This window comes from Lysinibacillus sp. FJAT-14745, from assembly GCF_001275675.1.
GTDB lineage: Bacteria > Bacillota > Bacilli > Bacillales_A > Planococcaceae > Lysinibacillus.
Genome location: NZ_LITM01000015.1, coordinates 210,370 through 235,373, shown reverse-complemented (window position 1 = coordinate 235,373; position 25,004 = coordinate 210,370). Strand labels below are relative to the sequence as shown.

25 protein-coding genes, 1 pseudogene and 1 other annotated feature are annotated in these 25,004 nt (G+C 37.8%); of the genes and pseudogenes, 23 read left to right on the top strand and 3 right to left on the bottom strand.

Translation table 11 applies throughout. From position 1 onward, the window contains the following. Positions 1-270 precede the first annotated feature (270 nt). From AMS59_RS20995 to AMS59_RS20985, 3 genes are all read left to right on the top strand, one after another. Entirely contained in the window at positions 271-420 is a 150-nt protein-coding gene (locus AMS59_RS20995; protein ID WP_053485665.1) for a hypothetical protein, read from the top strand. A gap of 260 nt (positions 421-680) precedes the next feature. Further along, entirely contained in the window at positions 681-851 is a 171-nt protein-coding gene (locus AMS59_RS20990) for a hypothetical protein (RefSeq protein WP_053485664.1), read from the top strand. A 386-nt stretch (positions 852-1,237) separates the two neighbouring features. Continuing rightward, entirely contained in the window at positions 1,238-2,941 is a 1,704-nt protein-coding gene (locus AMS59_RS20985) for a GGDEF and EAL domain-containing protein (RefSeq protein ID WP_053485663.1), read from the top strand. A 55-nt stretch (positions 2,942-2,996) separates the two neighbouring features. On the opposite strand, the gene AMS59_RS20980 is transcribed toward AMS59_RS20985, so the two are convergent. Continuing rightward, positions 2,997-3,422 carry a DUF3997 domain-containing protein gene (locus AMS59_RS20980; protein WP_053485662.1) on the bottom strand — a complete coding sequence of 142 codons (426 nt, stop codon included), beginning with the start codon at positions 3,420-3,422 and terminating at the stop codon, positions 2,997-2,999. A gap of 481 nt (positions 3,423-3,903) precedes the next feature. Then, positions 3,904-4,123: a binding site (T-box leader), on the top strand. Positions 4,124-4,186: 63 nt separating this feature from the next. On the opposite strand from AMS59_RS20980, the gene proS reads away from it, so the two are divergent. The 19 genes and pseudogenes from proS to AMS59_RS24535 all read left to right on the top strand — a co-directional run. After that, positions 4,187-5,623, top strand: coding sequence for a proline--tRNA ligase (proS, locus tag AMS59_RS20975; RefSeq protein WP_053485661.1), 1,437 nt, complete (start codon positions 4,187-4,189; stop codon positions 5,621-5,623). 382 nt (positions 5,624-6,005) lie between these two features. Next, positions 6,006-6,389 carry a hypothetical protein gene (locus AMS59_RS20970; protein WP_053485660.1) on the top strand — a complete coding sequence of 128 codons (384 nt, stop codon included), beginning with the start codon at positions 6,006-6,008 and terminating at the stop codon, positions 6,387-6,389. 34 nt (positions 6,390-6,423) lie between these two features. Then, positions 6,424-7,260: a CbrC family protein gene (locus AMS59_RS20965; protein ID WP_053485659.1), complete on the top strand. Its 837-nt coding sequence runs from the start codon at positions 6,424-6,426 to the stop codon at positions 7,258-7,260. 516 nt (positions 7,261-7,776) lie between these two features. After that, entirely contained in the window at positions 7,777-8,271 is a 495-nt protein-coding gene (locus AMS59_RS20955; protein WP_053485657.1) for a DUF4303 domain-containing protein, read from the top strand. A 352-nt stretch (positions 8,272-8,623) separates the two neighbouring features. After that, on the top strand, positions 8,624-9,469 hold the full coding sequence (locus AMS59_RS20950) for a YwqG family protein (RefSeq protein ID WP_053485656.1): 846 nt from the start codon (positions 8,624-8,626) through the stop codon (positions 9,467-9,469). A 181-nt stretch (positions 9,470-9,650) separates the two neighbouring features. Beyond that, positions 9,651-10,889, top strand: coding sequence for a DUF6138 family protein (locus tag AMS59_RS20945; protein ID WP_053485655.1), 1,239 nt, complete (start codon positions 9,651-9,653; stop codon positions 10,887-10,889). Positions 10,890-11,197: 308 nt separating this feature from the next. Then, a complete protein-coding gene (locus AMS59_RS20940; RefSeq protein WP_053485654.1) occupies positions 11,198-12,880 on the top strand; it encodes a DUF6138 family protein in 1,683 nt (560 codons plus the stop codon). Between the two features lie 245 nt (positions 12,881-13,125). Next, complete coding sequence (locus tag AMS59_RS20935) at positions 13,126-13,536, top strand: hypothetical protein (protein ID WP_053485653.1); 411 nt, start codon at positions 13,126-13,128, stop codon at positions 13,534-13,536. Between the two features lie 324 nt (positions 13,537-13,860). Beyond that, positions 13,861-14,565: a hypothetical protein gene (locus tag AMS59_RS20930; RefSeq protein ID WP_053485652.1), complete on the top strand. Its 705-nt coding sequence runs from the start codon at positions 13,861-13,863 to the stop codon at positions 14,563-14,565. Positions 14,566-14,601: 36 nt separating this feature from the next. Next, the gene (locus AMS59_RS20925; RefSeq protein WP_053485651.1) at positions 14,602-15,165 is read left to right on the top strand and encodes a PQQ-binding-like beta-propeller repeat protein; all 564 of its coding nucleotides are present in this window, start codon (positions 14,602-14,604) and stop codon (positions 15,163-15,165) included. 671 nt (positions 15,166-15,836) lie between these two features. After that, positions 15,837-16,064, top strand: a complete 228-nt coding sequence (locus AMS59_RS20920) for a hypothetical protein (RefSeq protein WP_053485650.1) — start codon at positions 15,837-15,839, stop codon at positions 16,062-16,064. A gap of 14 nt (positions 16,065-16,078) precedes the next feature. Beyond that, on the top strand, positions 16,079-17,743 hold the full coding sequence (locus AMS59_RS20915; RefSeq protein ID WP_053485649.1) for an Imm51 family immunity protein: 1,665 nt from the start codon (positions 16,079-16,081) through the stop codon (positions 17,741-17,743). A 70-nt stretch (positions 17,744-17,813) separates the two neighbouring features. Next, the gene (locus AMS59_RS20910) at positions 17,814-18,128 is read left to right on the top strand and encodes a DUF5713 family protein (protein WP_053485648.1); all 315 of its coding nucleotides are present in this window, start codon (positions 17,814-17,816) and stop codon (positions 18,126-18,128) included. A gap of 109 nt (positions 18,129-18,237) precedes the next feature. Further along, on the top strand, positions 18,238-18,648 hold the full coding sequence (locus tag AMS59_RS20905; RefSeq protein ID WP_053485647.1) for a hypothetical protein: 411 nt from the start codon (positions 18,238-18,240) through the stop codon (positions 18,646-18,648). A 19-nt stretch (positions 18,649-18,667) separates the two neighbouring features. Beyond that, on the top strand, positions 18,668-19,453 hold the full coding sequence (locus AMS59_RS20900) for a hypothetical protein (RefSeq protein ID WP_053485646.1): 786 nt from the start codon (positions 18,668-18,670) through the stop codon (positions 19,451-19,453). Between the two features lie 533 nt (positions 19,454-19,986). Then, entirely contained in the window at positions 19,987-20,619 is a 633-nt protein-coding gene (locus AMS59_RS20895; protein WP_053485645.1) for a TetR/AcrR family transcriptional regulator, read from the top strand. A 34-nt stretch (positions 20,620-20,653) separates the two neighbouring features. Then, positions 20,654-21,415: an ABC transporter ATP-binding protein gene (locus tag AMS59_RS20890; RefSeq protein ID WP_053485644.1), complete on the top strand. Its 762-nt coding sequence runs from the start codon at positions 20,654-20,656 to the stop codon at positions 21,413-21,415. Then, the gene (locus AMS59_RS20885) at positions 21,403-23,262 is read left to right on the top strand and encodes a hypothetical protein (RefSeq protein WP_053485643.1); all 1,860 of its coding nucleotides are present in this window, start codon (positions 21,403-21,405) and stop codon (positions 23,260-23,262) included. Before AMS59_RS20890 ends, AMS59_RS20885 begins: the two co-directional genes overlap by 13 nt. 6 nt (positions 23,263-23,268) lie before the next feature. Next, positions 23,269-23,388 (top strand): annotated as a pseudogene (locus AMS59_RS24535) (hypothetical protein); the annotation flags it as partial. A gap of 88 nt (positions 23,389-23,476) precedes the next feature. Here the strand turns inward: AMS59_RS24535 and AMS59_RS20880 are convergent. Further along, a complete protein-coding gene (locus AMS59_RS20880) occupies positions 23,477-23,722 on the bottom strand; it encodes a hypothetical protein (RefSeq protein ID WP_053485642.1) in 246 nt (81 codons plus the stop codon). A 586-nt stretch (positions 23,723-24,308) separates the two neighbouring features. Between AMS59_RS20880 and AMS59_RS20875 the strand changes: the two genes are divergently transcribed. Continuing rightward, positions 24,309-24,629 carry a hypothetical protein gene (locus tag AMS59_RS20875; protein WP_053485641.1) on the top strand — a complete coding sequence of 107 codons (321 nt, stop codon included), beginning with the start codon at positions 24,309-24,311 and terminating at the stop codon, positions 24,627-24,629. A 126-nt stretch (positions 24,630-24,755) separates the two neighbouring features. Here AMS59_RS20875 and AMS59_RS26505 read toward each other — a convergent pair. Next, on the bottom strand, positions 24,756-25,004 hold a 249-nt coding region (locus AMS59_RS26505), incomplete at its 5' end, for a hypothetical protein (RefSeq protein WP_234007870.1).

Below are 25,004 nucleotides of genomic sequence, written 5' to 3'. Positions count from 1 at the left end.
AAGCCACCAAAAAAAGCCACGTCTTACAACCTGTTTGTGTTACTAACATTCTGGGCAAGTACACCACATTTTCATGCCTGGGTTGGGAGTGAAAAACTCATGAAAGTTTTATTGGAAGAACTTATCAATTATGCCTCAGCATAATTGCGTCCTCTGACGGTACCCTAATTAATTTTTTTTGTAAAGCTTGACGAAATCAATCATCTGTTATATATTAAATAAAAATAAAAACAACTGTTATAAAACAGTTTGGTTCAAGGAGGAATTCTAATGTCAAAGTATCGTGATGGTTATGAATTTTATTGTGAGATGTGTGAGCGTTATGGTTTAGAGCCAATTTCATTCCGCTATTATGTGCTACAGCTATCGCAGCAACAACTTTCAGCTTATAATATGCAAGCAAAACAAATAGGCATTTAAAAGGTTTGTAAATTAAGGATGTGGTTATGACGGAAGCCGACGTGAATATTTTATGAAAAGCCCAGCCATACTAATTTAGATGGACTGGGCTTTCGTATATTTGAAAGAAATATCAGAAAATTCATTGACATAGCAAATCATCTGTTATATATTATTAACAAAAATAAAATTCTGTTATAGAACAAGATATGTCCATCAATTATCACAAGAGCAATTAGAATATTATAACAAAGCTGCACAAATGAAAGGAAGTTATTAAGATGACAGATTATCGAGAAGGTTATGATTTTTATCGCCAAGTGTGTGAGAAACACGGTTTAGAGCCAATAAATTTTCACTATTATATTTTAAACTTATCTCAGGAGCAACTAGATGCCTACAATGAACGTGCCAAAATATTGGGAGGTCAAATAGAATATGAAGTGTCTTAGCTTATAAAATGCCTTACTGCCTGAATGTGACAGTAAGGCATTTTTTGGGATATATCATAAATGAAAAAATTATTCAAGTATCGTAAAATTATAGAAAGTTCATATGTTCTAATGATAAATAGACTAAACATAACATATAAATAGCACTAAGGTAATTAAAGTATTCAAAAACAAGCATTTTAAGTAAGAAAAAAGACCTTGTTTTCGGGCATGTTTTATTGAAAACCATCAAATGTAGATTTGAATGTTTTGATATTTGGGTTGAATTAACTGCTTTTCTAGGACTATAATATAATTACATAATAAAGGGCGATATCCCATAACTTTATACCCCACTTAAATATAAAGCAAAAGTACCAAACCCTTCTAATGAACGGAGAATGAAAATGACGAATATCATGCCTAGTAGTATAAATCAAATTAACTACAGTCTGAAAGAATTACAAGATATTTTTTCAGCAATGAATAGTTCAATCATTGTAGCAATTACAGATCGAACTGGGAAAATTAAGTTTGTTAATGATCATTTTTGCAAAATTTCTAAGTATACTCGTGAAGAATTATTAGGGCAAGATCACCGTCTACTCAATTCAGGATTCCATCCAAAATCTTTCTTTAGAGAGATGTGGAAAACTATAGGCAAAGGTGACATGTGGAATGGCGAAGTCTGTAATCGCGCGAAAGATGGTAGTCTTTACTGGGTGAAGACAACGATTATTCCTTTTCTTGATGACAATGGCAAACCGTATCAATATATTGCTATACGAGTTGATATTACCGCACAAAAGGATATAAAAAAGATCACCCATATTGCTTATCACGATGAATTAACGGGGCTACCAAATCGTCGTAAGTTAGAACAACGTTTAGAAAATGAATTCTATCAATCTCGACGCACAGGAGAGAAGTTTGCGTTATTTTTCATTGATGTAAATCGTTTTAAAAACATTAACGATGGACTTGGTCATATCATCGGGGATATGTTCTTAGTGGAAATGGCGAATCGTCTACGTAACGTTGATTATACATCCAATTCTATTTACCGTCACAACAGTGATGAATTTGTTATTATACTAAATGATGTTGACCGTATTGAGGAAAAAGCCGAGGAAATAATCAGCGTCTTTAAAGAGAGTTTTATTGTGGATACGTTTGAATTTTACGCAAGTATTAGTATTGGAATTAGTATTTTCCCAGATCATGCAAACTCTGCTGAGGAATTATTGAAAAATGCAGATATCGCCATGTATGCTGCGAAATCTACACGCGGCAATCAATATCGCTTATATCGTCCAAATATGGAGGAAGTTAATGATAAGTGGCTATTACTTGAAACAAAATTACATCAAGCGTTAAAAAAAGATATTTTAGAATTACATTATCAACCAAAAATTAATTTAAAAACGAATAAAGTGATTGGTATGGAGGCATTACTTCGCTGGCATGATCCTGAACTAGGTCATATACCACCCGATCGCTTTATCCCATTTGCTGAGGAATGTGGGCTCATTAATGATATAGGGGTATGGGTGTTAAGAAAAGCATCTGCCCAGGCACGCACTTGGAATGAAGTACATAATTTAAACTTACGTGTTGCCGTGAACATTTCTCCGATTCATATTAGTACGACAGGCTTTGTTGAAATGGTACATGAAGTTATTGCAGAAACAAAAATTGATCCACACTTCTTAGAAATCGAAATTACAGAAATGAGTATGTTGGATTATACGGAAGACTTAATTAATACAATTAAGCAATTAAAAGCACTGGGTATTACGATTTCATTAGATGATTTCGGAACTGGTTATTCGTCACTAAATTACTTAAAAACATTCCCAGTAGATGTTTTAAAAATAGATCGTGCATTCGTTCGTAATATTGTGCCTGAAAAATCAGGCATTGCCATGATTTCAGCAATAATCTCTTTAGCACATGCTTTAAATCTGCAAGTAGTAGCTGAAGGTGTCGAGGAAGAAGCAGAATTAAACGTGCTACGTGAACATGGCTGCGAGTACGTACAAGGCTATTATTTCAGTAAGCCATTATCGGTAGAGGACTTTACGAAGCTAATAGTTGATAGTAACATGTAGTTTAAAATGGAGGATCTTGACCTTAATTTAGGACGAGATCCTCTAAGTGTTTTATTTAAAAGAATTTAGATACTTTTTTTAACTCGAGTTCCAAAGATAATTCCACTTTTTCCTTAAAGAAATCTTTTTTATTCATCGGCCCATATATGTGATTTGTTTTCACATCTATAATCCAGTAATCACTTTTCTTATCTTTAGATACATTTGATTCATCTGTTGTACGGGCTATAATAAATTTTTTATCATAATTAAATTCTTCTATAGTTGGTGTTAAAACAAAAATCGGTTCTTCTGTACTAGTTAAATTATAAGAATAGGCACTGGTTTTATTTAATAAAAATTTACCATTTATTTCTATCTCCTCATCAGTAAAAGCATGGGATCCTAAATTATGTATTGCAGTATTCCATAACATATAAAAACCAACTATAAATCCAATGATTACTAAGATAAAAAGAGCTATTTTATATTTTTGTTTCATTTACTTAAACCTCTTTCTGAAATTAATGACTCTATTATAATAGCAAAAAAAGGAAGGTTTTTCATTAAATGAAAAAATTACTTAATCGTTACCTACTTCAATAGCGCAAACCGTAATTAACCGGAAAAAATAACGATTTGCAAAAGAAGTGTATCCAAAATCAATCGCATTGAAATATTTATGAATTTTGGCTAGTTAGAAGCAATTTGGTTACCGGGAAGTAAAGTTAATTTTCTGATATTTCCCGAAAAATAATCGGGTTTAAATCAATTAAACCTCGGCATAATTGCGTGAAATCCGCCGGAGGCTATAACTTCTTTCAGCGGATGACGCTTTCGGTCAAAAGACACTAGTAACTGCCGTTTCACTTACGTTACATAAAACATCTGTAACTGCCGATTTGCTTTCGCTACAGAAAATAATTATTGAAATAAGTTAAATATTTGAAATTATTTAACTGTTTTGCTAAAGTTATATAAAATATGAATTGACGATGTGGACAAGTAAGTAAGAATTGTGAAACAGAGAATATAGCAATTGCTGAGAGCTATATCACCGCTTCTTATCTGAAACCTACCACGGAGATGTTATGCAAACATAACCGAGTCGTTTTCGTTACAAAACGTTAGAGGGTTTTAAGATATTCTTAAAACTAAATTCAAGGTGGTACCACGTTTAGTCGGCACAAAGACGTCCTTATTTGGAGGACAGCTTTGTGCTTTTTATTTTACAGTGGGTAAAGTTGCAGAAATGGAGGAAAGAACATGACAACACAACAAAATGATTTTTCAAAATGGTACATCGAGACAATCCAAAAGGCTGATTTAATGGATTATACACCGGTTCGCGGCTGTATCGCATTTAAACCAGACGGCTATGAAATTTGGGAACATATTCAGGAGGAAATGGACCGTCGTTTTAAAGAAACAGGCCATCGCAACGCTTATTTCCCTATGTTAATCCCTGAATCTTTCTTCCAAAAAGAAAAAGATCATATCGAAGGTTTCTCACCTGAGCTTCCTTGGGTAACGGAGGCAGCAGGCGAGAAATTAGAAGAACGTCTAGCGCTTCGTCCAACTTCTGAAACGATGATTGGCCATCTCTATTCGAATTGGATTAAAAGTTACCGTGATTTGCCGGTCTTAATAAATCAATGGGCAAATGTTTTCCGCTGGGAAAAGAAAACACTTCCGTTCATTCGAACATCTGAATTTTTGTGGCAAGAGGGCCATACAGCACATATTGATGAAGAAGATGCACGTCAAGAAACAATGCAAATGTTAACGATCTATAAGGAAGTAGTAGAAGGTTTACTTGCGATCCCTGTCTATGATGGACAAAAAACACCTTCAGAACGTTTTGCAGGAGCAGTTGATACATTTTCTATCGAAGCAATGATGAAAAATGGAAAGGCTGTACAAGCTGGTACCTCTCACTATTTAGGGACAAAGTTCGCTGAAGCCTTTGATATAAAATATTTAAACAAAGCTAATCAGCATGAATATGTACACACAACATCTTGGGGAACTTCGACACGTTTAATCGGTTCAGTAATTATGGTTCATGGTGATGAGCAGGGTCTAATTTTGCCACCACGAATTGCACCGACCCAAGTTGTCTTAATCCCTGTAGGTCCATGGAAAAAGAACCCTGAAATTATGGAGAAACTAGATGATCTTTATGTTGCCCTTAAAAACAAGGGAATTCGAGTACGTCTAGATGATTCGGACCAATCACCAGGCTTTAAATTTAATGAATGGGAATTAAAAGGAGTACCAGTTCGAATTGAATTAGGACCACGTGACTTAGAAAACAACCAAGCATTGTTAAAAGCACGAGATGAAGATGACAAGCAATCCATTGACCTGAATGACATTGTTGCAGCAATTGAAGCGGAACTAACAAATATGCAAAGTCGTTTATTCGATAAAGCACGTAAATTCCGTGATGAAAATGCTCATACCACTATCGATACACTGAAAGATTTACAGCAGCACATTAACATTTCCAAGGAAAGCGGATCTATTCCTGGTTGGATTCTTGCTGGATGGTGTGGAGCTGATGCTTGCGAGGAAAAAGTGAAAGAAGAGACAAAATATACTTCTCGTAACATTCCATTTAACCCACCAACTACGAAAACTACTTGTATTTGCTGTGGCAATGAAGCGGAACATACAGTTTGGTTTGCTCAAGCATACTAAAAAACTCTTGTTGTTTAGTTTTGTATAATTGTTCTGCTTGTTTCGATTTCGTCTGAACGATAGGCTGTTTATTAATTTCCTTGATGATAGTAGTCATCTATTTGTGCTTGAATGGCTCGTAATACAGCTTCTGTGATGTCCACTATACTCTTATTGTGTCTTGTGCATTTCCAGCTATATTTGAACTACATGAGTTGAACTAACGTAGTAGGTATATATTTTCAATCCTGTTTTTGTTTGTTTACGGCTCTTTTTCCCCTGCTAGCTGAAAATGCAGGGTTTTTATCTTGATTGAGCCATATTTTTTCTATGTTTTCAAAAAAATGCTAGTATGCTAGAATAAAAACAGAACATATATTCTTTTTATAGAGGGTGAAAAACAATGAGTTATGATTTAATGGTCTTTGATAAAGAGCAAGCTCCAAACAATAAAGAAACATTTTTGCGATGGTATGATGAACAAACAAAATGGGCTGAACCACATGATTACGCAACAATAACAGTTACAACACCAGCATTACAAAAATGGTATCAGGATATGGTGGAACAATTCCCCAATATGAATCTGGTGGATGAGGAATTATTGGATGAGGATGAAGATGACGAGTTAGAGAGTCGTTTGACTGAATATAGTATTGGTTATGCCATGATTTACACAGCTTTTGCCTGGTCTGTAGCTGATGAAGCATATAGTACGATGAAGGAGCTTGCAGAAAAGCATGGAGTCGGTTTTTTTGATGTGAGTGGCGAAGGGGAGATTTTCTAAATCATTCAATCGTATATCGAGAGGTGGATAAGAAATGACAGAAAATCTTATTGCAGAGTGGCAAGAGCAAAGAAAGACGTTTGACGCAAAGAATGCCAAAGCAATTAACGCCATGCATAAGCTAAGGGAGCAAATTCAAAAAGCGGAGCCAACAGAGGTAAATTTGCGCATGCTCGTCGAAATTTTCTGCATGTTGCAAATGTATGAAGAGGCCTACAAAATTTTTACATCCGTCATGGATTTACGCAATAAAAAAGATCAGAGAAAATACGGCGCGATTAAATATTGGATTGACAATCCACAAAATGTAAAGCCATTATTGCCACGTGTCGTTCAGGAGGAAGCGAAAATGAAAACACCATTACCAACATTTAAATATATGCCGAATCCAATACAAGCGAATATCTTTAAAACGGGTGAATTAGTTGTTTGTGACTGCTGTGAGCAAGAAGTGGATATTTATTGTACAAAAGGCATTTATGCGATTGAAGAGGTGGAATATCTTTGTCCAAGCTGTATTCATAGTGGGCTGGCTGCGCAAAAATTTGATGGTCAATTTCAACAGGATTTATTAAATTCCGAACTTGTGAAGAATGATGACTATACAGATGAAGTGTTGCATCGAACACCCGGATATATTAGTTGGCAAGGAAATGATTGGGTAGCCCATTGCACGGATTATTGCGCATTTATTGGTTATGTTGGCTGGCAAGAGCTGGTGGAGATGGGCATTACGGAGGAGTTTGAACATTTTAATGGTCATATCAAAGAAGAGCTAGCCGCTACTTTGCGTAATAATGGCTCGCATCAAGGTTATCTATTTCAATGCTTAGAATGTCAGCAATACATTCTGTATTCCGACTTTGATTAAATTCTAGGTTACATTGGTGAAATATGGGGAAGTTGACCATGGCTCTGGAGAAAATGTACCAGAGCTAGCTACTACACTAGTTAGTGCGGACTAATGACCAAGAAACAATAGATGAATTTCATGGAGAATATTTGTTTCATTTTAGCGAAATAAGCTTGTTTTATAGATTGGAAGGAGACATTTTCAAGCATCTGGATAATCTGTAAGGCAAAGATTCCCAGCTTGCGATAATCCTTGTTAATTGGCTGTTCAGGACGGACTAATGTAATTCCTCTATCTATAAGAATGGTGAGTAAAAGTACAATGATTTCTTTTTGGCACAAGATTATTTCGAGTAAGTACGCTAGTAACTGGAGGTACAAGGCTTGTCAATTCCTTTTCATTGGTATATGTTATGTCGTAATTTCATCCAATATCAAAATAAGAGGAGGGCAAGTTTTTTTGCTCAAACACTTAGAGTTCTATGATGAGTTATATATTTTTTGACAATAGGAGTGGATAAAGAGTGGTGTATAGATGAAACAGAAAATCAAATTAGCCGTACATGAAGCCTATACAGCTATGTACGAGACTCTAGAGGACGAACAGATATATGCAGTTGTACTAGTGACAGACGGTGATTGTGGTAGCCTCTATTTAACAATGGGAACGGAAAAATCACTTCTTCAAATCGGAGAAAGTTATGAGGACAACCCAGAAAATTATCGCTTTTTGAAAGATGAATTTTTGCATGAAGATGATACGGACTTGTTACAAAAAGTGAGCCGTGAGCTATTAGATAGAGCATTAAATGCTGGTGAGCAATTTGCAGCACATAAAGTGGAAATTCATGAGGCAATGAGCGATACAATGTATGAATTAAAACAAGAGGGCGTTTTTGATGATAGTATTTTTGCATTTATTTCGGTAACGGATGATGCTGACGAGGAAAGGTTGGAAATAACATCGGCCAAACGCTGTAATCCGAACCATCCATCGCTCCCTACCTTTTTGCATAACTGGCAGCAATGATTCAACAAGATCGCCCAAAGCCATTTTGCGACGACTAACCGCAGGAACAATGGTTTTAGTAAATATTTAATAGATAAGTCAAGGCTGTTAGAAAAGGTATTACCCATTTTAAATGGGTGACAATACTGTGTTACGAAGCTTAGATAGTTTGTGCTTTTTACTTTAACTTTACACAATTTGGCGTAAGGTACTCAATCATTAGAAGATATTCAATGAGCACGATAATGAACTTGAAACGGTCGCAAGAGATAGTATTGCTGAAACGGTTATGGATATATTGCAAGTATAATTTAGTTGGATAATAGACGCATTAAGAGAGCATGAATCGGTAATAGAGAAAGGAGCTACGAATATGGATAAATTACGCAAAGCATTACATGATTTTGAGCTTGAAGAAGCCGCGGAGCAAATTTTACAATTCGCTAAAAATTCTATTCGCGCTATAGCGACACCAACTGCGGATGAAGACATTCGAATGGGTCATTCTAAAATAGGGGGAGCACCTGATACAACGACAGATTTTGTGTGGCCAAAAACAAAGAATGGGCAACCGCTCTATTTTCTTTGCCAGTTAAATTTAGCGGAAATAAAGCCTTTTGATTCGAATCATTTACTGCCTACAGAGGGGCTATTATCCTTTTTCTATGATGCAGTGGAACAGCCTTGGGGTTATGATCCAAATGATGAAGATGGCTTTCATGTTTTCTACTTCACGCAAGCGAATTTTCAGCGAACGGAACAACCCACAACTTTAAAGGAGTCTATTAATAGCGCGGTGTTATCCTTTAAAAACGAATGGACATTGCCGTCATGGGAATCGCCTGATGGACAAAAATTAACAGTTCTTTTAACGAAAGAACAGGCAGATGCTTACGATGAATTTTTATGGAGAGATGAAACAGAACGTACGGCACATCGCATTTACGGATATCCTAATACGATTCAAGGGGATATGTACTTACAATGCGAGTTAGTGACGAACGGTTTGTATTGTGGCGATTCCACAGGCTACGAGCATCCTTCGCGCAAGGAGCTAGAACCTAACGTAAAAGATTGGCAACTGCTATTACAGCTTGATTCTGAAGATGATCTCGGCTATATGTGGGGCGACAGTGGTAGACTATATTTCTGGATTCGCGAGCAAGATTGTAAAAATAAAGCCTTTGATAAAGTATGGGCCATTTTGCAATGTTATTGAAACAACTAGAATTGTAGAAATGGAAGAGGATAGGGTGTTATTCATGGTGTCGAAAGTGCATGTTTGGCTAGGCATTAAGCATGTAGATGATGAGGCATTTAATCATTATTTTAAATTAGATAATGAAATTGTAGATTTAATATAAAATATGTCAATTTTGCCGATAATAGGAGGCGATCGGATGGAAGTACAACAATTTAGAGAAAACGAAGCGTTATGGCTACAGCTCGAACAAGAGCTACTAGCAAAGCAACATAAACTTGACGAAGGGAGCTATCCTGCTAGTATTATTACGCCTTCTTTTTCACTAGATGCCTTCGCCTTAACGGAGGTGCTTTGCCACTATCAACAACTTACATTATTAGATGATTTTCGCCAAGAGCTTGGCTTTGAAACACAGCGCTACTGCCTTTCTCGCTTCACACAAAAACAACAATCTTTGAGCTATTTGCCATTACTACGCTACTACGCTATCACTTTAAGAAAATACGGTGCAAACTTTGAATCGTTAACGGTTGAGGAATTATTGCGAACGATTAAGGGATTAGATGTGGAAATTTATAACAATCTACTCACAATTGGTTCTGGCGATTTGCCAATCAATAAGCAACGAGCTGAATCTGATCTTATTTATTGCTCTGCAAATGATGTGCTGTCTACCATCTTGATTCATATTAAAGAAGAAACAGAGGAAGCGTATCGTGAAGCCATGCTCTATTTAAATGCTTTATTGGAGGAGGATTTCCCGAAAAGCTACAGCATTTTCTATGAAGGGGAAAGTGATTTAGTGCTGCCAATTGAGCGTTTACCTGTCACACCTTCCCATCATTTTTTTGCAAAGGTGTTGAGCTATCCAAGCCTACATGCCGCGCTAGTGGAATATAGCTACAAAGCGATGGCTGAGTATCATTTTTACGAGGATGTTGCGGATGAGGAAGCGGCAATGCCAAGCACATTTGCCGTTTTTGGCCTTGGTTTATACGATAAAAGTTATAGCAAACTCATTATCGACTATATGGAAATATGCGATGCTGATCATTCACCACCGACTGAATATTTTGCGAAAGCCTATGTGGAAAAGTGGGGGCTAACACCTGAAACATTGCCAATCTTTGCTTACATTGTCGCAACTGTGCCAACTGTTCCATACGAACCTTTCTTTGAACAGGAGATGAATACGGAAGAAAATTTACAATGGCTTGAAAAATATATGACAATGCCCTTTATCGAGCTTTGTCCCGTGATTTCACCTGAACAAAATGAACGTATGGAAGAATATAAAGATATGGATGTAGGATCATTACTGTATACATGCTTTGCGATTGTCCATTTGAATGACTTCACCAACCCAAAATTTATGCGGATTTTATCGCCATATCGTGAACGTTTTGAGGAAATATTGAAGGTGCTCATGTCATGACAATAGAAGAAAAAATCATCCACTGAACGAAAGTAACACTCCATCAACGTTACAAGTAATTGAAGGAAAAGAATATACTTAATAATGAAACGTCGGCATTTGTAAAAGAAGTCATAGCGATGCTAGGGGCACTAACTTTGCCGTCTAGTGATGAATGGATGGATATTGAAATATACGAACAAGGATAGTCGTGGTTTTGGTGCAAAAAATTAGGTACTAGTTTGATAATTAAGAAATCACGATTGTCCTTTTTGTGACGCGAAATCAACTACTGATAGAACAAAACAATCAAATGGGGGGAAATGAATTTGTCACAGTATATAGAACAGTTTTTGGCGGATGTATGGCAGCAGTTAGAGCGATTTTATCAGCAGGAAAACGACCGAATTAGTAATACGAAGGACTGGAGCCGGCTCCATATAGGGGTGAAACATTATGTAAAGGTGAAATGGACATCAGAAAAATTGAATAAATTACAATGGGGAACCCCTCATTATGGAACGATTTCTATTTATACATACGAACCATTTAGTTGGCATGATGATGCTTATAAAGTAGCAGCGGGCGATTACATGCAAGAGATCACAGACATCAACCAAATAGAAGAATTATTTTCCGCTTTATGTGCCAAAATGGATACGGTTTTCCAATCCGATGAATATCATGCGAAGCTTTTTGATTATCGCCTTCAATTTATTTTGGAATTTGAGCATGATGGGCGTGAGATATGCTATCAAAAAGAGCTACTAAATAACGACAAATTCACATTAGCGAAACAAACGTTAGCTACTTTTATTGAAACAAAAGTGATGGCTGATTTACCTGTATGTCCTGCTAAGAAAGATGGATTTTTCTTTGCTCGTTGCCTAGTCAATCCTCATTTTTTCCATCAGCGCGTAGCTGATATCGAACCATTAGTACAACGGTTATTGGCGAAGTATAGCGGGAATGAAGAACGCTTAAACCAGTGGATATATGATTATACATTGGCATTTAAAGCTTGGGCAGAGGAGTATATTTTATCGGTTTATTTTGAGGAGACAGGACAATATGAAACGAAATGGATACTAAACTCAGAGGCAAGACCTAAGCAGCAGGAGCTAGAGTTCTTCGTTTATATTGCCTTACAAATCGGATCTAAAGAACCTGATACACGTAAGCAATATCTTGAATTGGCGCAGCAACTTGGCTCACAAGAGGCGGAGAATTATTTACAAAATGGCAGTGGTCATTTTGAACCTAGCAGGAAAAGTGCGCGTTTTCAAGGATCAGCCAATGATATTCGAAAATTCATTTCAATTCACATCATTGTTGAGGAAGAAGAAGCCTATCGTGAAGCGTTGCACTACATCATCGATTTGTTACAAGCGGGCTTTGTCAAAGGCTATAGCTTACAGTTAAAGAGTCAGGAAGAAAACTATTTACCGATTCAAGGCCTTGCTAAAACGGAGCTGCATCAATTTTTTGCAAATTGCCTTGCGTATCCAAACCTGTTCCCATTGATTGCCGACTATGCAAAAGTGGCAATGGAGGAATATGCATGGTATGAGGACGTGGAGCCTAGCGAGCTATCCGCTATGCCTGGAACATATGCTGTATTTGGTTTAGGGCTTTATAGCGATGCTTATTTTCCACTTGTGCAAAGCTATATGTCACTTGTTGATTCAGAGCACCAGCTTGTACAAAATAACTATGCGGAAGCTTTTCTTAACATGCACGATCTATCAGTGGAACGGATGCCTGTACTGATTGACATTTTACTTAGCGCAAATGAGGGAGAGCTCGAGCAGTTAAAAGGAATTCACGTTGATGAACTGGAATTGCTAGCTGAATTGATACATCAACTGGAGAACAAAGAAGATTACCAACGTAGCTATGCGCTATTTCAAATTTTTGGTAGCACGGATGATCTAGCACAGCGCATTGAAAAAGAATCAGCGCCAATCCAAGAAATGCTAGAAAAATTACTAGGTTGGATGGAAGATTACTAATTGGTTAGCTTTCCTTAGTTCTTTAAAAGGCAGGGCTTCTCTGTAAAGTAGGAAGTGCAATGTTGAGTAATATGTCATTTTTATTAGCTGTCATGTTTCAGATGAAAATAGATGAAATCAGAGCATTGCTTAAATCGAGAGAAAGAGAGTTACAAGATAGTTAAAATCGTAGGTGCTTTTGATGAAAAAACAGATTTTTTCACCACCTTCGAGTTGGAGAACAATCAAGAAAGAGGAGGATTCTATTGTTAGATATTAATCATACTACTGCATGGATCAATTTGTTGTCCACCTATAAAGTCAATCCGAAATATGGCAATCCTGATGTCATTGATCAGTACCTGGATCAGCGGGATGCCGATCCTTTTGATTCACAATGGATGGCTGCACATGGCGACCTGACAGCTATCATTGACAGTATGTTGGTGGCGGATCGAAAGAAGATTGAGATGCTTCAGGATCGCGCCAGTAAGCAAATTTACGAAACACTCATTGGACAGACTAGTCACTTTGATCTAGCCGCCTCTGCATCCGATGATGTAAGGCTGATTGTTGGCTTCCTTGTGACGGGCCGAGTTAACAGTTTTGTTCTTGAAATGAAGGAAAGTTACGAACGAGGCGATTTACCCAATGTTGAAGGCAGTCCTTTTTCATGAGAAAAACCGTACCTGCTGATGTTTCATTCCGCAGGGCACAGTGATATCCGGCAATCTAGGCATAGTTTGTGGCTTGATTTAGAGAAAGAATGTGTGCTTGTCAGTGATGGTTGCGCTGTAGCATTTGCTTGCATTGCGACTATGGGCTTTTACCTGAGTGATGGACGCGAAATGGCATCTTCTATCTGTTAGAAAAGGAGCCTCAATCCGATTTCAATGTGATTGTCATTAGCCGGATAGTTGGCTTCGGTTAGGATGCGTTCAGAATAATGAGGAAACCGTAAAACATGATCAGATTAGTTAATTAACAAGGAGACTACTACAATGACAAATGATACTTTACAATTATCCCAGAAATGGCGAGAAGAGGGGTTACGTTATGCAAGTGAGATTAATGCCTACGTGCGCAGAGGATTAGAAAGCAACTGGGAGGCATCAGGAAAGGAGCCGTCTGAAGATTCACGTGGACAATTAGCTTCGCAAGTGTACAAGTTTATTAAACAGGCGAATAGAACAAAGGAACTGGAAACGCTCCGTGAACAGTTTCCAGCTGCTTCTTGGCCATTTCAGGAAACGCACAGCCAACTGATGCGAGCTGTTTATCCAATTGCGTTTCTACGTGATGGTGCATTACTTGTTGCAGCGCAAAATGAAGATTTATCACGCACTTTATATGTGATGGATAAACAGGAAGCAAACCGTATCGAGCATGTACAAGCGGCAAGTTGTTCTGCGGATGGGCGCGACATTGCTTTGATGGATGAGCAAGGAGTTCGTATCGTACGCGAGCCTGATCGAGAGTTGAACGGAGCTCTGCTAGCTACATACACATGGGCGACAATCATCGACCAATTGCGCGAAAAATACCCTGACATTGAGACCTTACAGCCAGAAAGCTATCGAAGCGCAGATGTCATTCCATTCGCTGATGGCACGAAGTTGTTAATGGTGTCGCATGATGGCATCTATTTGATTGAGGAAACAGGTGCCCTCTTGTTGCACCCGTCAGTGGAAAATATAAGGGAGTGAACAGAGGAAGATGATGACTTCACAGCAAGTTTAGCGATGCAGCATGGAGCTGTTTCGCGAAGCGGCAGATGGCTAGCTTATGGAAGTCAAGATAGCGATCATATGTTGTTAGATATGGAAAATCATGTTATGCACTCGTGTGAACCGATGTCGAGTTATCCGCATTACAGCTTGTTCAGTGCCGATGATGAACATGTTTGGTTCAATGCATGTCATTTTTACAATGGCTGTACGCTAGGTATTGCACTCCATGATCTTGAACAGGACAAAAATGAGGAACCCCTTTCTATAGATGAAAGTATGCGTGTATATGCAGGTGTTGCAGTACAAGGGGGCAACATTATGGGTGACGCATATGGTTATTTGCGAATGATTGATTTGGAGGGGAATGAACTTTGGCGTTACTTCGTATCTGGGACAATCAGTGGCATGGCATTAAACTCTGACGAGACAATATTGCTTGTCGGTACATACAATGGAACGCTCCATGTACTTGATTTAACTAGTACAGAGCCAAGTCCATATGAGATTAGCACAAGTTCAATACGTGAATCGTACCGTTGGATCTTCTGGGATACTAAACAACCACTGTACTGGTAGTTTTTATAGGCAAAATTGAAGAAACTATAATGTTCTTTTTATCAACATCATTTGTATTTAAAATGACAGATACTTACAATGGTTTACGTTTGGTCTAAATTACAAGTGTTAGTAAAAGTAACAGGCGTGTTGATTAGGAAAAAATAAGTTTATTATTGAGCGATAAAAGGATTTTTTCGTTACCACTTTGCCAATATATTTCCATTTTAACTGATTGTAGCGTAGGGCTACTCGACTCCCGCGGGAAAGCGAGACAGACGAGACCCTGCACGGAGCGAAGCGGAGGAAGCGGCTCGACGCTCGCCCGCAGGAAAGCGAGTAGCCTGTAGCGGAAATCAGCCTCTTTGGATGTATAAAAATGGTTAATCAACACACCTGTAAAAGTAATTTATTAATGGCTAGAGGTGTCACGATGAATACATCTATATGGATTCCTTTAATTAACATCTGAGATGAAGAAAAGATTTAGGTAGGAACAAGAGTTAGATTATACAATGCAGATCTAACTCTTGTTGAAGATAGCAAAGTTGATTACTACGAATACTTAATATCATCTATTTATGACAATGCAACGCACTTACAGCTAACGGTTCACTTTGGAGATTTATAGATCGAATGAGAACGTATGTTTTTTATTTGTGATTTTTTTAATTATCTAAGGAAGTGAAAGTATGTTTTATCCGATTGGCAACACAACAATAGATTCTGATAAATATAGAGAAAAATTTGCAAAACGTTATTATCTGCCTTTTATGAAAGAATTGATAGACTTATCAGGATGTTCTTTAAAGGAAGCAAAAGAGTTGATTGATAAAGTGATTCATGAGGAAGGGATTATTATTAACCAAACATCAAAAGAGATACAAGATACTTGTTTAGCTGAATTACAAGATAATTGAAAGGGAGTTTGATTATGCCAAAAAAATCATTGAATATGTTAGAAAAATGGTATGAGGAAAATCAACATGACAAAATTGTAGAAGCGATTGAACAATTGTCTAAGTCAGAGAGAGATTACGAAATAGTAGGTCATTATGGTCGTGCGCTTAATAATTTAGGGCGTTATCATGAAGCGTTGTCCCAGTTATGCACAGTTAAAAAACAGGGACAACAAGATGCGGATTGGCATTGGCGTGTTGGTTATGCTTATTTCTATCTCCAGGAATGGCAAGAAGCACTGGCTGCATTTGAAAAAGCGAAGGAATTACAGTTTGATACTAGAACTGAAGAGTATATAGTAGCCTGTCGGAATATTATGAAAAAGTCAGCGGAAGCGTTAGATGATATCAAGCTTGTACCTTTTCATGAGCGTGATTTCAGTCAATTTTGGGAAAAAAGCGATTATGCGGATAAAAATTATGTAGAAGTATCCCCCACTACTGAAATGATTGCTTCTATAGAAGAGGAACTTGGCTATAAATTGCCAGCAGATTATATTTGGTTTATGCAACAACAGAACGGCGGTATACCAGTAAACACTTGTTTTCCAACGGCTATGCCGACTTCTTGGTCAGAAGATCATGTGGTGATTACAGGGATTATGGGCATTGGTCGCGAAAAGGCTAATAGCTTGTGTGGCAGTTTGGGAAGCAGTTTTATGTTGGAAGAATGGGGCTACCCAAATATTGGCGTTGTCATAGCCGATTGCCCGTCAGCAGGTCATGATGTCATTATGCTTGATTATCGTGCATGTGGTGCAGATGGTGAACCTGCTGTTGTACATGTAGACCAAGAGGCAGATTACTATATTACTTTCCTTGCGCCGAACTTTGCGACTTTTATTGTCGGATTAGTGAATGAGGAAGTATTCGATACATCAGAACAAGATAAACTTGACGATTTGAATATGGTGAAACATGTGCCATTCTCTCCTTTGTTACAGTCGTTATGTGAGAAAGCTGGAGAGGGAAATTGGATAGAAGCAGTTATTCGAGGTATTTGTACGCAAATTGTAGAAGACAAAGGCTATTTTGCTTTACATGCTGACGAGATATCTATGCTGATGTATGATATCCAATTTTGGTTGTACACTGGTGCTAATTCGAAGGTGACGCAAGCTCAATATTTAGCGGATTACAAGAATATCATTGCACTTGCACAAGGTTTCAGTACAGGAGGATATGCCCCAGACTTTGTTTCAAGTTGGTTAAATGAACGCATAAAGCAGGGGGAAATTGTCAGTCAAGAGGGGATATTAAGTTTTACAGCGGATAAGCTAGCTAGTCTACATGCTCAGATGGTGAATGAAGAACTAAAACCTTTTCGTTGGCTTGAACATGATAGTGGAAATATTTCGTTCCTGTTAGAGGTAGGCATTTATAAACAGGAGTTGTTTGAAACACGGGCAGACGAAGGATTCCAAGGTAACGGCTACGATTGGTGCTCGCTTGCGGATGTGTATTTGCAAGAGAAGTTACCAGAGCTAGAAGGCATTGTACGTTTCGACCCAGAAGCAGATATGTTCTGTGCATATGCCAGCGAAAAGGACGCATTGTTGCGATTCGCTGTTGGATTTAAACAAGCGTGTGAAAATGATGAAAAGATACATGATTTATTTTCTAGGGCGCTATTGGATTAATAGAGGGGAAAACGAACTGGTCTTACTTGGAGATTATTGAGGGATAGTAGAGTTAAAGGAGGAGTTTAAGATGAAAGAAATCAATTATTTAAAGGGTATGTATCAAGATAGTTATTATCCTAAATTTTTAGTAGATAAAATTAAAGGTATATTGGAGCAAATTGTCCGCTATTTAGAGCAAGGTCCCCATTCATTAGAAGATATACAAGTAAAATTTGATGAAATTACATGTGCGATTAATGATTTAGAAGACGAGTTCTTAGAACATGACAGTGAAATTGAAACGATTGCACGAGATAGTATTGCATTAACTGTTATTGATATATTGGATGTATACAACGTGAAGCTTGATATTGAAGACGCATTAAGAGAACGTGAATGGTAGTGAGTTATGTTTAAATAACTGTTAAGATGCTACCCAATACTCTATATTATAAAGGCTTTTATATAGGGATTTTTTACCAAATAAAACTCGAGATAAAGGGGAATGGCCTATGCAAGATATTCGACCAACGTCACGCTGGCGCAATGCTAAAAGAAAAGAAGAGGAAGAATTTACTGCTGGATTGATTGAGAAAGATGACTGTATTTACGCGGAATTGTTTCCAGATAGTTTTATTCATCAGACGGAAATGGTGCTAGAGCAGTATGCAGCATCCATTGCGAAACTGCCAAATCACCCAGATAGCTATCCTGCAATTATGAAATCTATTGAAACGGCGGTACTTGCTCTAAATGAGATAAATGAGGTAGGTGGAGGCGGATTAATTGAAACTGAAGAACGAGAGGAGCTTTGTGAGTATTTTGACCAAGTGCTGATTCATTGTGGATTTGATATTGATGACCTTACTAAAAGTCAGAATCTTGAACGTTATGAGTTAACAGATGATTGGCGTGAGTGGTAATTAGAGGGAGGTATTCGTTTTGCTTGAATTGACGAGTGCGGTATGGGGAAATCTGACAGGACCATATGGCTCCGGAGAGAATGTACCAGCGTTGTTACAGCGATTGAAGCAAGCATACGACAAAGAAACAGTTGACGCGCTTTTTGAAGACTATTTGTTTCATCAAAATACCATTTATACAGTTACCTATGCTGCTGTTCCTTTTTTGATGCAGATAGCTTGTTCAACGAATTATCCCGAAGTGCAACATCATTTGTTTATTATCTGCGGTATTATTGAGGCGAGTCGCAGTGATAGCGGCTTTCCGACAGATTTAAAGATACTTGATGAACATATCGGAGCAGATATTTACAATAGCTATATTGAGGCAATACGTAAAATGGCATTATTAGGAAAAGATGTACTTACTTACGCAACTACTTTGGATGATAATGTGGAAAAACGTTATATTCTAGCCGCCGATGCAACTTATCGAGGAGCCTACAGACTGGCGAATATGCTAATGATGTTTGTGACAGGTGAAGAGTATATTGCTATATGTCCACATTGCAAGGAAGATGTATATTTGTGGGAGGGAGCTACACAGGCATTTGTACAAGACCCTGTTTTCGACAAGGAACAAGAGGCTCACAAAGTTGTACCTGCCTCGAAATTTTCAGATATGGAGCAAATGGTGTTAGCGGAACAAGCGGCAGTGATTGGTGAACACGAACTTGTACATGATTTACCATATTTAGCTGGTGAGGTAAACTGTCCTTCGTGTAGTGTAAATATACAAATTTGGTCTGCGCTACTTGAGCAGTAATAGAAATATTGAAAATTGAAATGGCAAGAAGAAATGAACTCTATTTTTATCTCAATACAGTCTCAACAGTGGCGTTGCTCCGTCAATAAAACTGTACAGAAATTTTTAAGCATATTCCTGAAATGAATCAAAAAGCAAAGTCTACACTTCTAACTAATTGTCATACAGATACAGAGATTGCTTATTTTATTCAATATGTGAAGGAAGTAATTGATTATGAAGATTATCAAAAATATTTATTAGAGACTCTCAGAATAGTAGCTGTGGAAATGAAGCGAAACATACAGTTTGGTTTGCTCAAGCATACTAAAAAGAATAGTTGTATAAATTTGTAACGGTCATTTCGAAATAAATTAAAGGCTATAAAAAAGAAAAGAAGTATCTACTTTCATGTCCTCAAAAGTGAAAGCAGATACTTCTTTTTCAAGTTTTAAATTATAAAATATTTGTTCTTATATTCACCCACCCTTTATAAATCCAGAAATAGCCAAAAAATGATTGAATTTTTTGAACGGTCATGCTAATTTTAAAATATGAATATAAATAATAATACGAACAATCAAAAAAAACTTACTTTTATTGAAGCGGCTAGACAAACGCAAATTGTGGAATGCGCAATCGAGACAATTGCCAGTTTGGGATTTGCACAAGCATCTTTAGCGCAAATTGCTAAACGTGCTGGTATTAGTACAGGAGTGATATCCTACCATTTCAAAAACAAAGAAACGTTGATTCGGCATGTCATTGAAAAGGTCTATACTTCCGGCGATTCTTATATGCGCCCGCTAATACAATCTGCCACTAGTGCAAGGGATATGCTAAGCGTATACCTCGAAAGCAACATTGCCTTTATGTCTACACATAAGACGTATATGTTAGCTCTATTAGAAATTTGGTCTGGAATTCGGCCTGAGCAAGGAAAGGAGTCGTTTGTTTTAAATCTTCAGGAGGCAGCTATTTACGATTTAGAGCAAATTTTGCATTTTGGGCAAAAGAACGGGGAATTTCGAACATTTTCTCCCAGAGTAATGGCTATAACAATTAGACAGGCGATCGATGCATTGCCGCCGCAAATTATGACGAACCCTGAACTGGATCTTGATGCTTATGCACAAGAATTAATCACTTTATTTAAATTGGCAACCGATAAGAACGTAACTTTGTGAGCATAATCAGAAGGCAATTTAAGGAGGGAAATGTATGACAGACGGGGATTCGGCCCTTCAACTGCTCGGGTTGAGCAAACAATTTGGAGACCCCACCGTAGTTAACAGTGTTAACCTGACTGTGCCTTGCGGTTCATTTTTCGGTTTGGTAGGTCCGAACGGTGCAGGAAAAACGACTCTATTATCTATGGCAATAGGTTTGCTACGCCCAGACAGTGGGGCGTCGAGAATATTTGGTGTTGATGTTTGGTCAAATCCTTTACAAGCAAAGACGTTAGTCGGGGTTCTGCCGGATGGCATGTCATTGCCAGAAAGGTTAACAGGGCGTGAACTTTTGACTTACATGGGATTATTGCGTGGACTTGATACGAAGACTGTTGCTCAGCGTACAGAAGATCTGCTTGATATCTTGGAATTCCTTGATGATGAGCGAACGCTTGTTATAAACTATTCCACTGGCATGAGAAAGAAGATTGGTCTTGCCACGGCACTTCTACATTCTCCAAAGCTTCTTGTGCTTGACGAGCCGTTCGAAGCGGTTGATCCCATCTCTGCGTCAACAATCAGAACCATCTTGCAGCGTTTTGTTACCAATGGCGGCTCTGTAATCTTATCCAGTCATGTCATGCCGTTGGTTGAGCAACTATGTGATCATGTTGCTGTTATTGCGAAGGGAAGTGTGGCGGCTACTGGTCCATTGGATCTGGTGCGTGATGGTAAAAGTCTGGAAGAGTCTTTCATTAGCTTAGTTGGACACCGCCCTGAAGAAGGAAAGAAACTATCATGGTTAATGTAATGGTTCGAATGAAGCTGTCCTTGCTTCGCCACTCGATGAGCGGAGGGCGAGTAGCTCTCATGATAATAGGAGGGGTCATCGGTTTATTACTAGCAGTTAGTACGATTCTCCTTGGTGTACTATTTAGTAATGATATATCAGCTGATCTTATTTGTATCGCTTTTGGCTTTTGGATGATTGGTTGGATCATAGGACCTATGTTAGTTGGCGGAGAAGGGGCGTTGAAAACGGAATACTTCAACTTGTTACCTATCGTTCAACGAAGATTAGCGGTAGGGTTGCTTGGCGCTTCTTTCATTAGTATCGGACCAATCGTTAGCTTAGTCGCCTGTTTCTCTCTCATTATTTATGCAGCAAGATTTGGATTTTGGGCTGTTATCGTTGCTGTACCTGCGATGTTGTTGCAACTGGTCATCTTCGTGCTGATGTCCAAAGTAGTGCTGGGAGCGATTGGGGAGACATCGAAATCCCGACTTGGTTTGGAATTTGGGGCGCTGATTATTGGAGCCGTTATTGCTTTTCTTAACGTTGGTTGGTATTTACTTCCCGCAGTTAACCTGTTCGTAGAGAAACCTTCACCAGCAATTTCCATAGTGGTTCGAATATTGCCATCAGGTTGGGCTATGGTTGCAATCGAAGCCGTTTATCGATCCAATTACTTTTTAGCTGCAAGTGCTCTCTGTGGTTTGGCTTTATTGTGTGTAATACTATTCTTTGCATGGGTAAGATTGCTATCAGTCAGCACAACGAATGTGGCTCGTATAAATCGATATAGCAGGAATAAATCATTGTTCCTTACTTGTGCTAGCATGCTAACGCCGAAAACTTCAAAAATTGGGGTAGTTGTTCTTAAGGAACTTAACACTTGGATGCGTGATCCACAGCGAGGAAGATTGTTGCGTATGGGGTTGTGGACAGGGTTATTCTATGGCTTATTTGTATCGTTCGGCGGTGTTACATTATTAATGCCCTGGACCGGCGTAGTCCTCGTAATGTTCAGTTGCATTTTTTCTAACAATCTTTATGGGTTTGACGGCGGTGCTTTGTGGATGTCTATTACTACACCGGGTTCAGAACGAATCGATGTGCGGGGCCGGCAGATTGCATGGCTTTTGATTGTAGCACCGGCATCGATCGTAATTTCTCTCATAGTCCTTTATTTCAGCAAGTTGGACTGGGCATGGGCATGGGTTTTGGCTTTACTTCCAACACTATTGGGCGGAGGGGCAGGACTAATCTTGTTCCTCTCAGTTTACAAGATCATACCTGTGACTGACCCGCACCGACGCGGACGCGGAACCATTGTCTCTGGTGATGACATGAATGCAGGGAAATTATTTTTAACCAATTTATTGTTGTTGGCATTGCTGTTTATTGCTTCTATACCTACCTTAGTCATTTTGACCTTAGGGACTTTGCTACATCAAAACTTGCTAAAATGGACCGGTGTACCTGTGGGATTGTGTACCGGCCTATTCCTCGCTTGGGGTTTCGGGCGATTAGCATACCGTCGTTTGGAAGCTCGTGGTCCAGATATTCTTTCTTATATGCAGAGCGGTGGGATAGCTCAATCCGTGGAAAACAAAGTAACTGAAACAGAGGATACATTTTCTAATCTATCTGCAGGAAAGACCATTTTGATAGGACTACTCGTTACGATTGGGATTATCTTCACGTTGCCACAGGGGATTGTGCCCATTATTCTAAAGCTTTTAGACATAAAGGTAAGAAGTTGGTTTATTGCTCTGTATCTCCAAGAGAACGCCCAAATACCAATATGCATCTTCTTCATTTTATCTGGTGTGAGTGCCCTGATTATAACGAGAAAAATTATTCGGAAACAATGAAAAAGAGAAAAAGAGACAAAAAATACTTCACGTAACATTCCATTTAACCCGTCAACTACGAAAACTACTTGTATTTGCTGTGGAAATGAAGCGAAGCATACAGTTTGGTTTGCTCAAACATACTAAAATAATTTGCTCATAACATGCATGATTAGGGAAAGAACATATTTTAACTTTCCCTAACCATTTTTGTAGGTATCGACTAGGGCAAGTTTTATACGGAAAAATTAGCTAGTAAACTAGATAATACTCTATTGAAATCTGCTCCAAACTTTGAGACTTGAGCTATTGCATTTTCGTCACTTTCATATAGTTGAGAAGTTATTTTTGCAAAAGCTTTAGGCTTATTAATATTAAACGTAGCTACATGCAATTCAATCCAACCACTAATTATGTTCATTTGCTTTAACTCATCAGTTTCTTGGGCTAGAGCATTTAAAAGAATATCGCTGTGCTCCATAAACTGATCAAATTCATCCTTCGAAAAGGTTGGTAGATTAAGAAACTCCTTCTCCCCCCAAACATCTTTTATAGAGGTGAAATTTTCAACGCTAAGTTGGTTTGCTAGTTGCTCTTTGTCTTTAATTACTGTAATCGTTCACCAAGTTTGAGATTTTGCTCACAAAGTTTGAGACAATCCACAAAGTTTGAGATGCAAAACATCCGAAAGCCTTGGTACATCAATACTTCGTTTCACCAAGTTTGAGACGATTAAATTTATCAAATTGTTCATCTTATCTCAAGCTTTATAAACATTGAGATTGCATATTTTTTGCCATAGAGTTGGAAATAGCAAAAATTAAAAGTCAGAAAGTGCGAGATAAAGTATAAACATTTTCACCAAGTTTGAGATTAATTCTTAATGGGGACTTGGAAATGATATGTATAAATGAAATAAACATAATGATATTAAACAACTTACGGTTTCGTGTGAATATGTGACAAATTTAAAATTACGAGTTAATTCATAAAGTTGACAAGTACTGGATAGATAGGGCAATATAAAGTCAAAGATGGTCAAAGTTAATAAAAGGGTGTGCAAACAAATGAGAAAAAATGAACAGATAAAAATGCTTGAACATTTAAAAGAGTCCGTACGAATGCAATTGAAGACGGTTGAAGAATCAGAACAAGAAATTCTGGGAAAAATTTCGAATCTTGAAATGCAATTAGAACATGTCAAGGGAAATAATGTTGTTGCTATGACAGTAGGTGATACAACAGTTGAAGAGTTTTTAGAGCAACAAATAAAATTTGAAATGCAAAGGTTTGACAGTTTTATTGAAAGCAATAAAGAATATGTAAAATATTACGAAAATCATGTAGAAAATATCGAAAGAGCTTTGAACCAATTATTAAACGTATAAGGTTCTCAAATTAGGAATTACAATGCGATTAGTGAGAAATAAAACAACGACTATTAACGGAGTTGTTTATTTTCTCTTGCTAATTATTGGCTTCGATGAATTTAATAATGTCTTGATATTTCAGTATTACATTACATGTATGTGTACTTTTTTTATGCAAAAAAGGAGCTCTCGAAGATCTTTTTCAATTTTTGAAACCAAGTTAATTAAATCAGGCGTAATTTCTAATTTTCCTTCTCTTATGTTAGAGAAAACTAATCCAAGTCCAGATGCTAATTGAGAAACTGTCTGTATTTTTATTAACTCAAACTTCGCAGACTGAAATCGACAAATAAGCCTTGATATAATTAGGAAGGCTGGCGATCCATTGCTGAA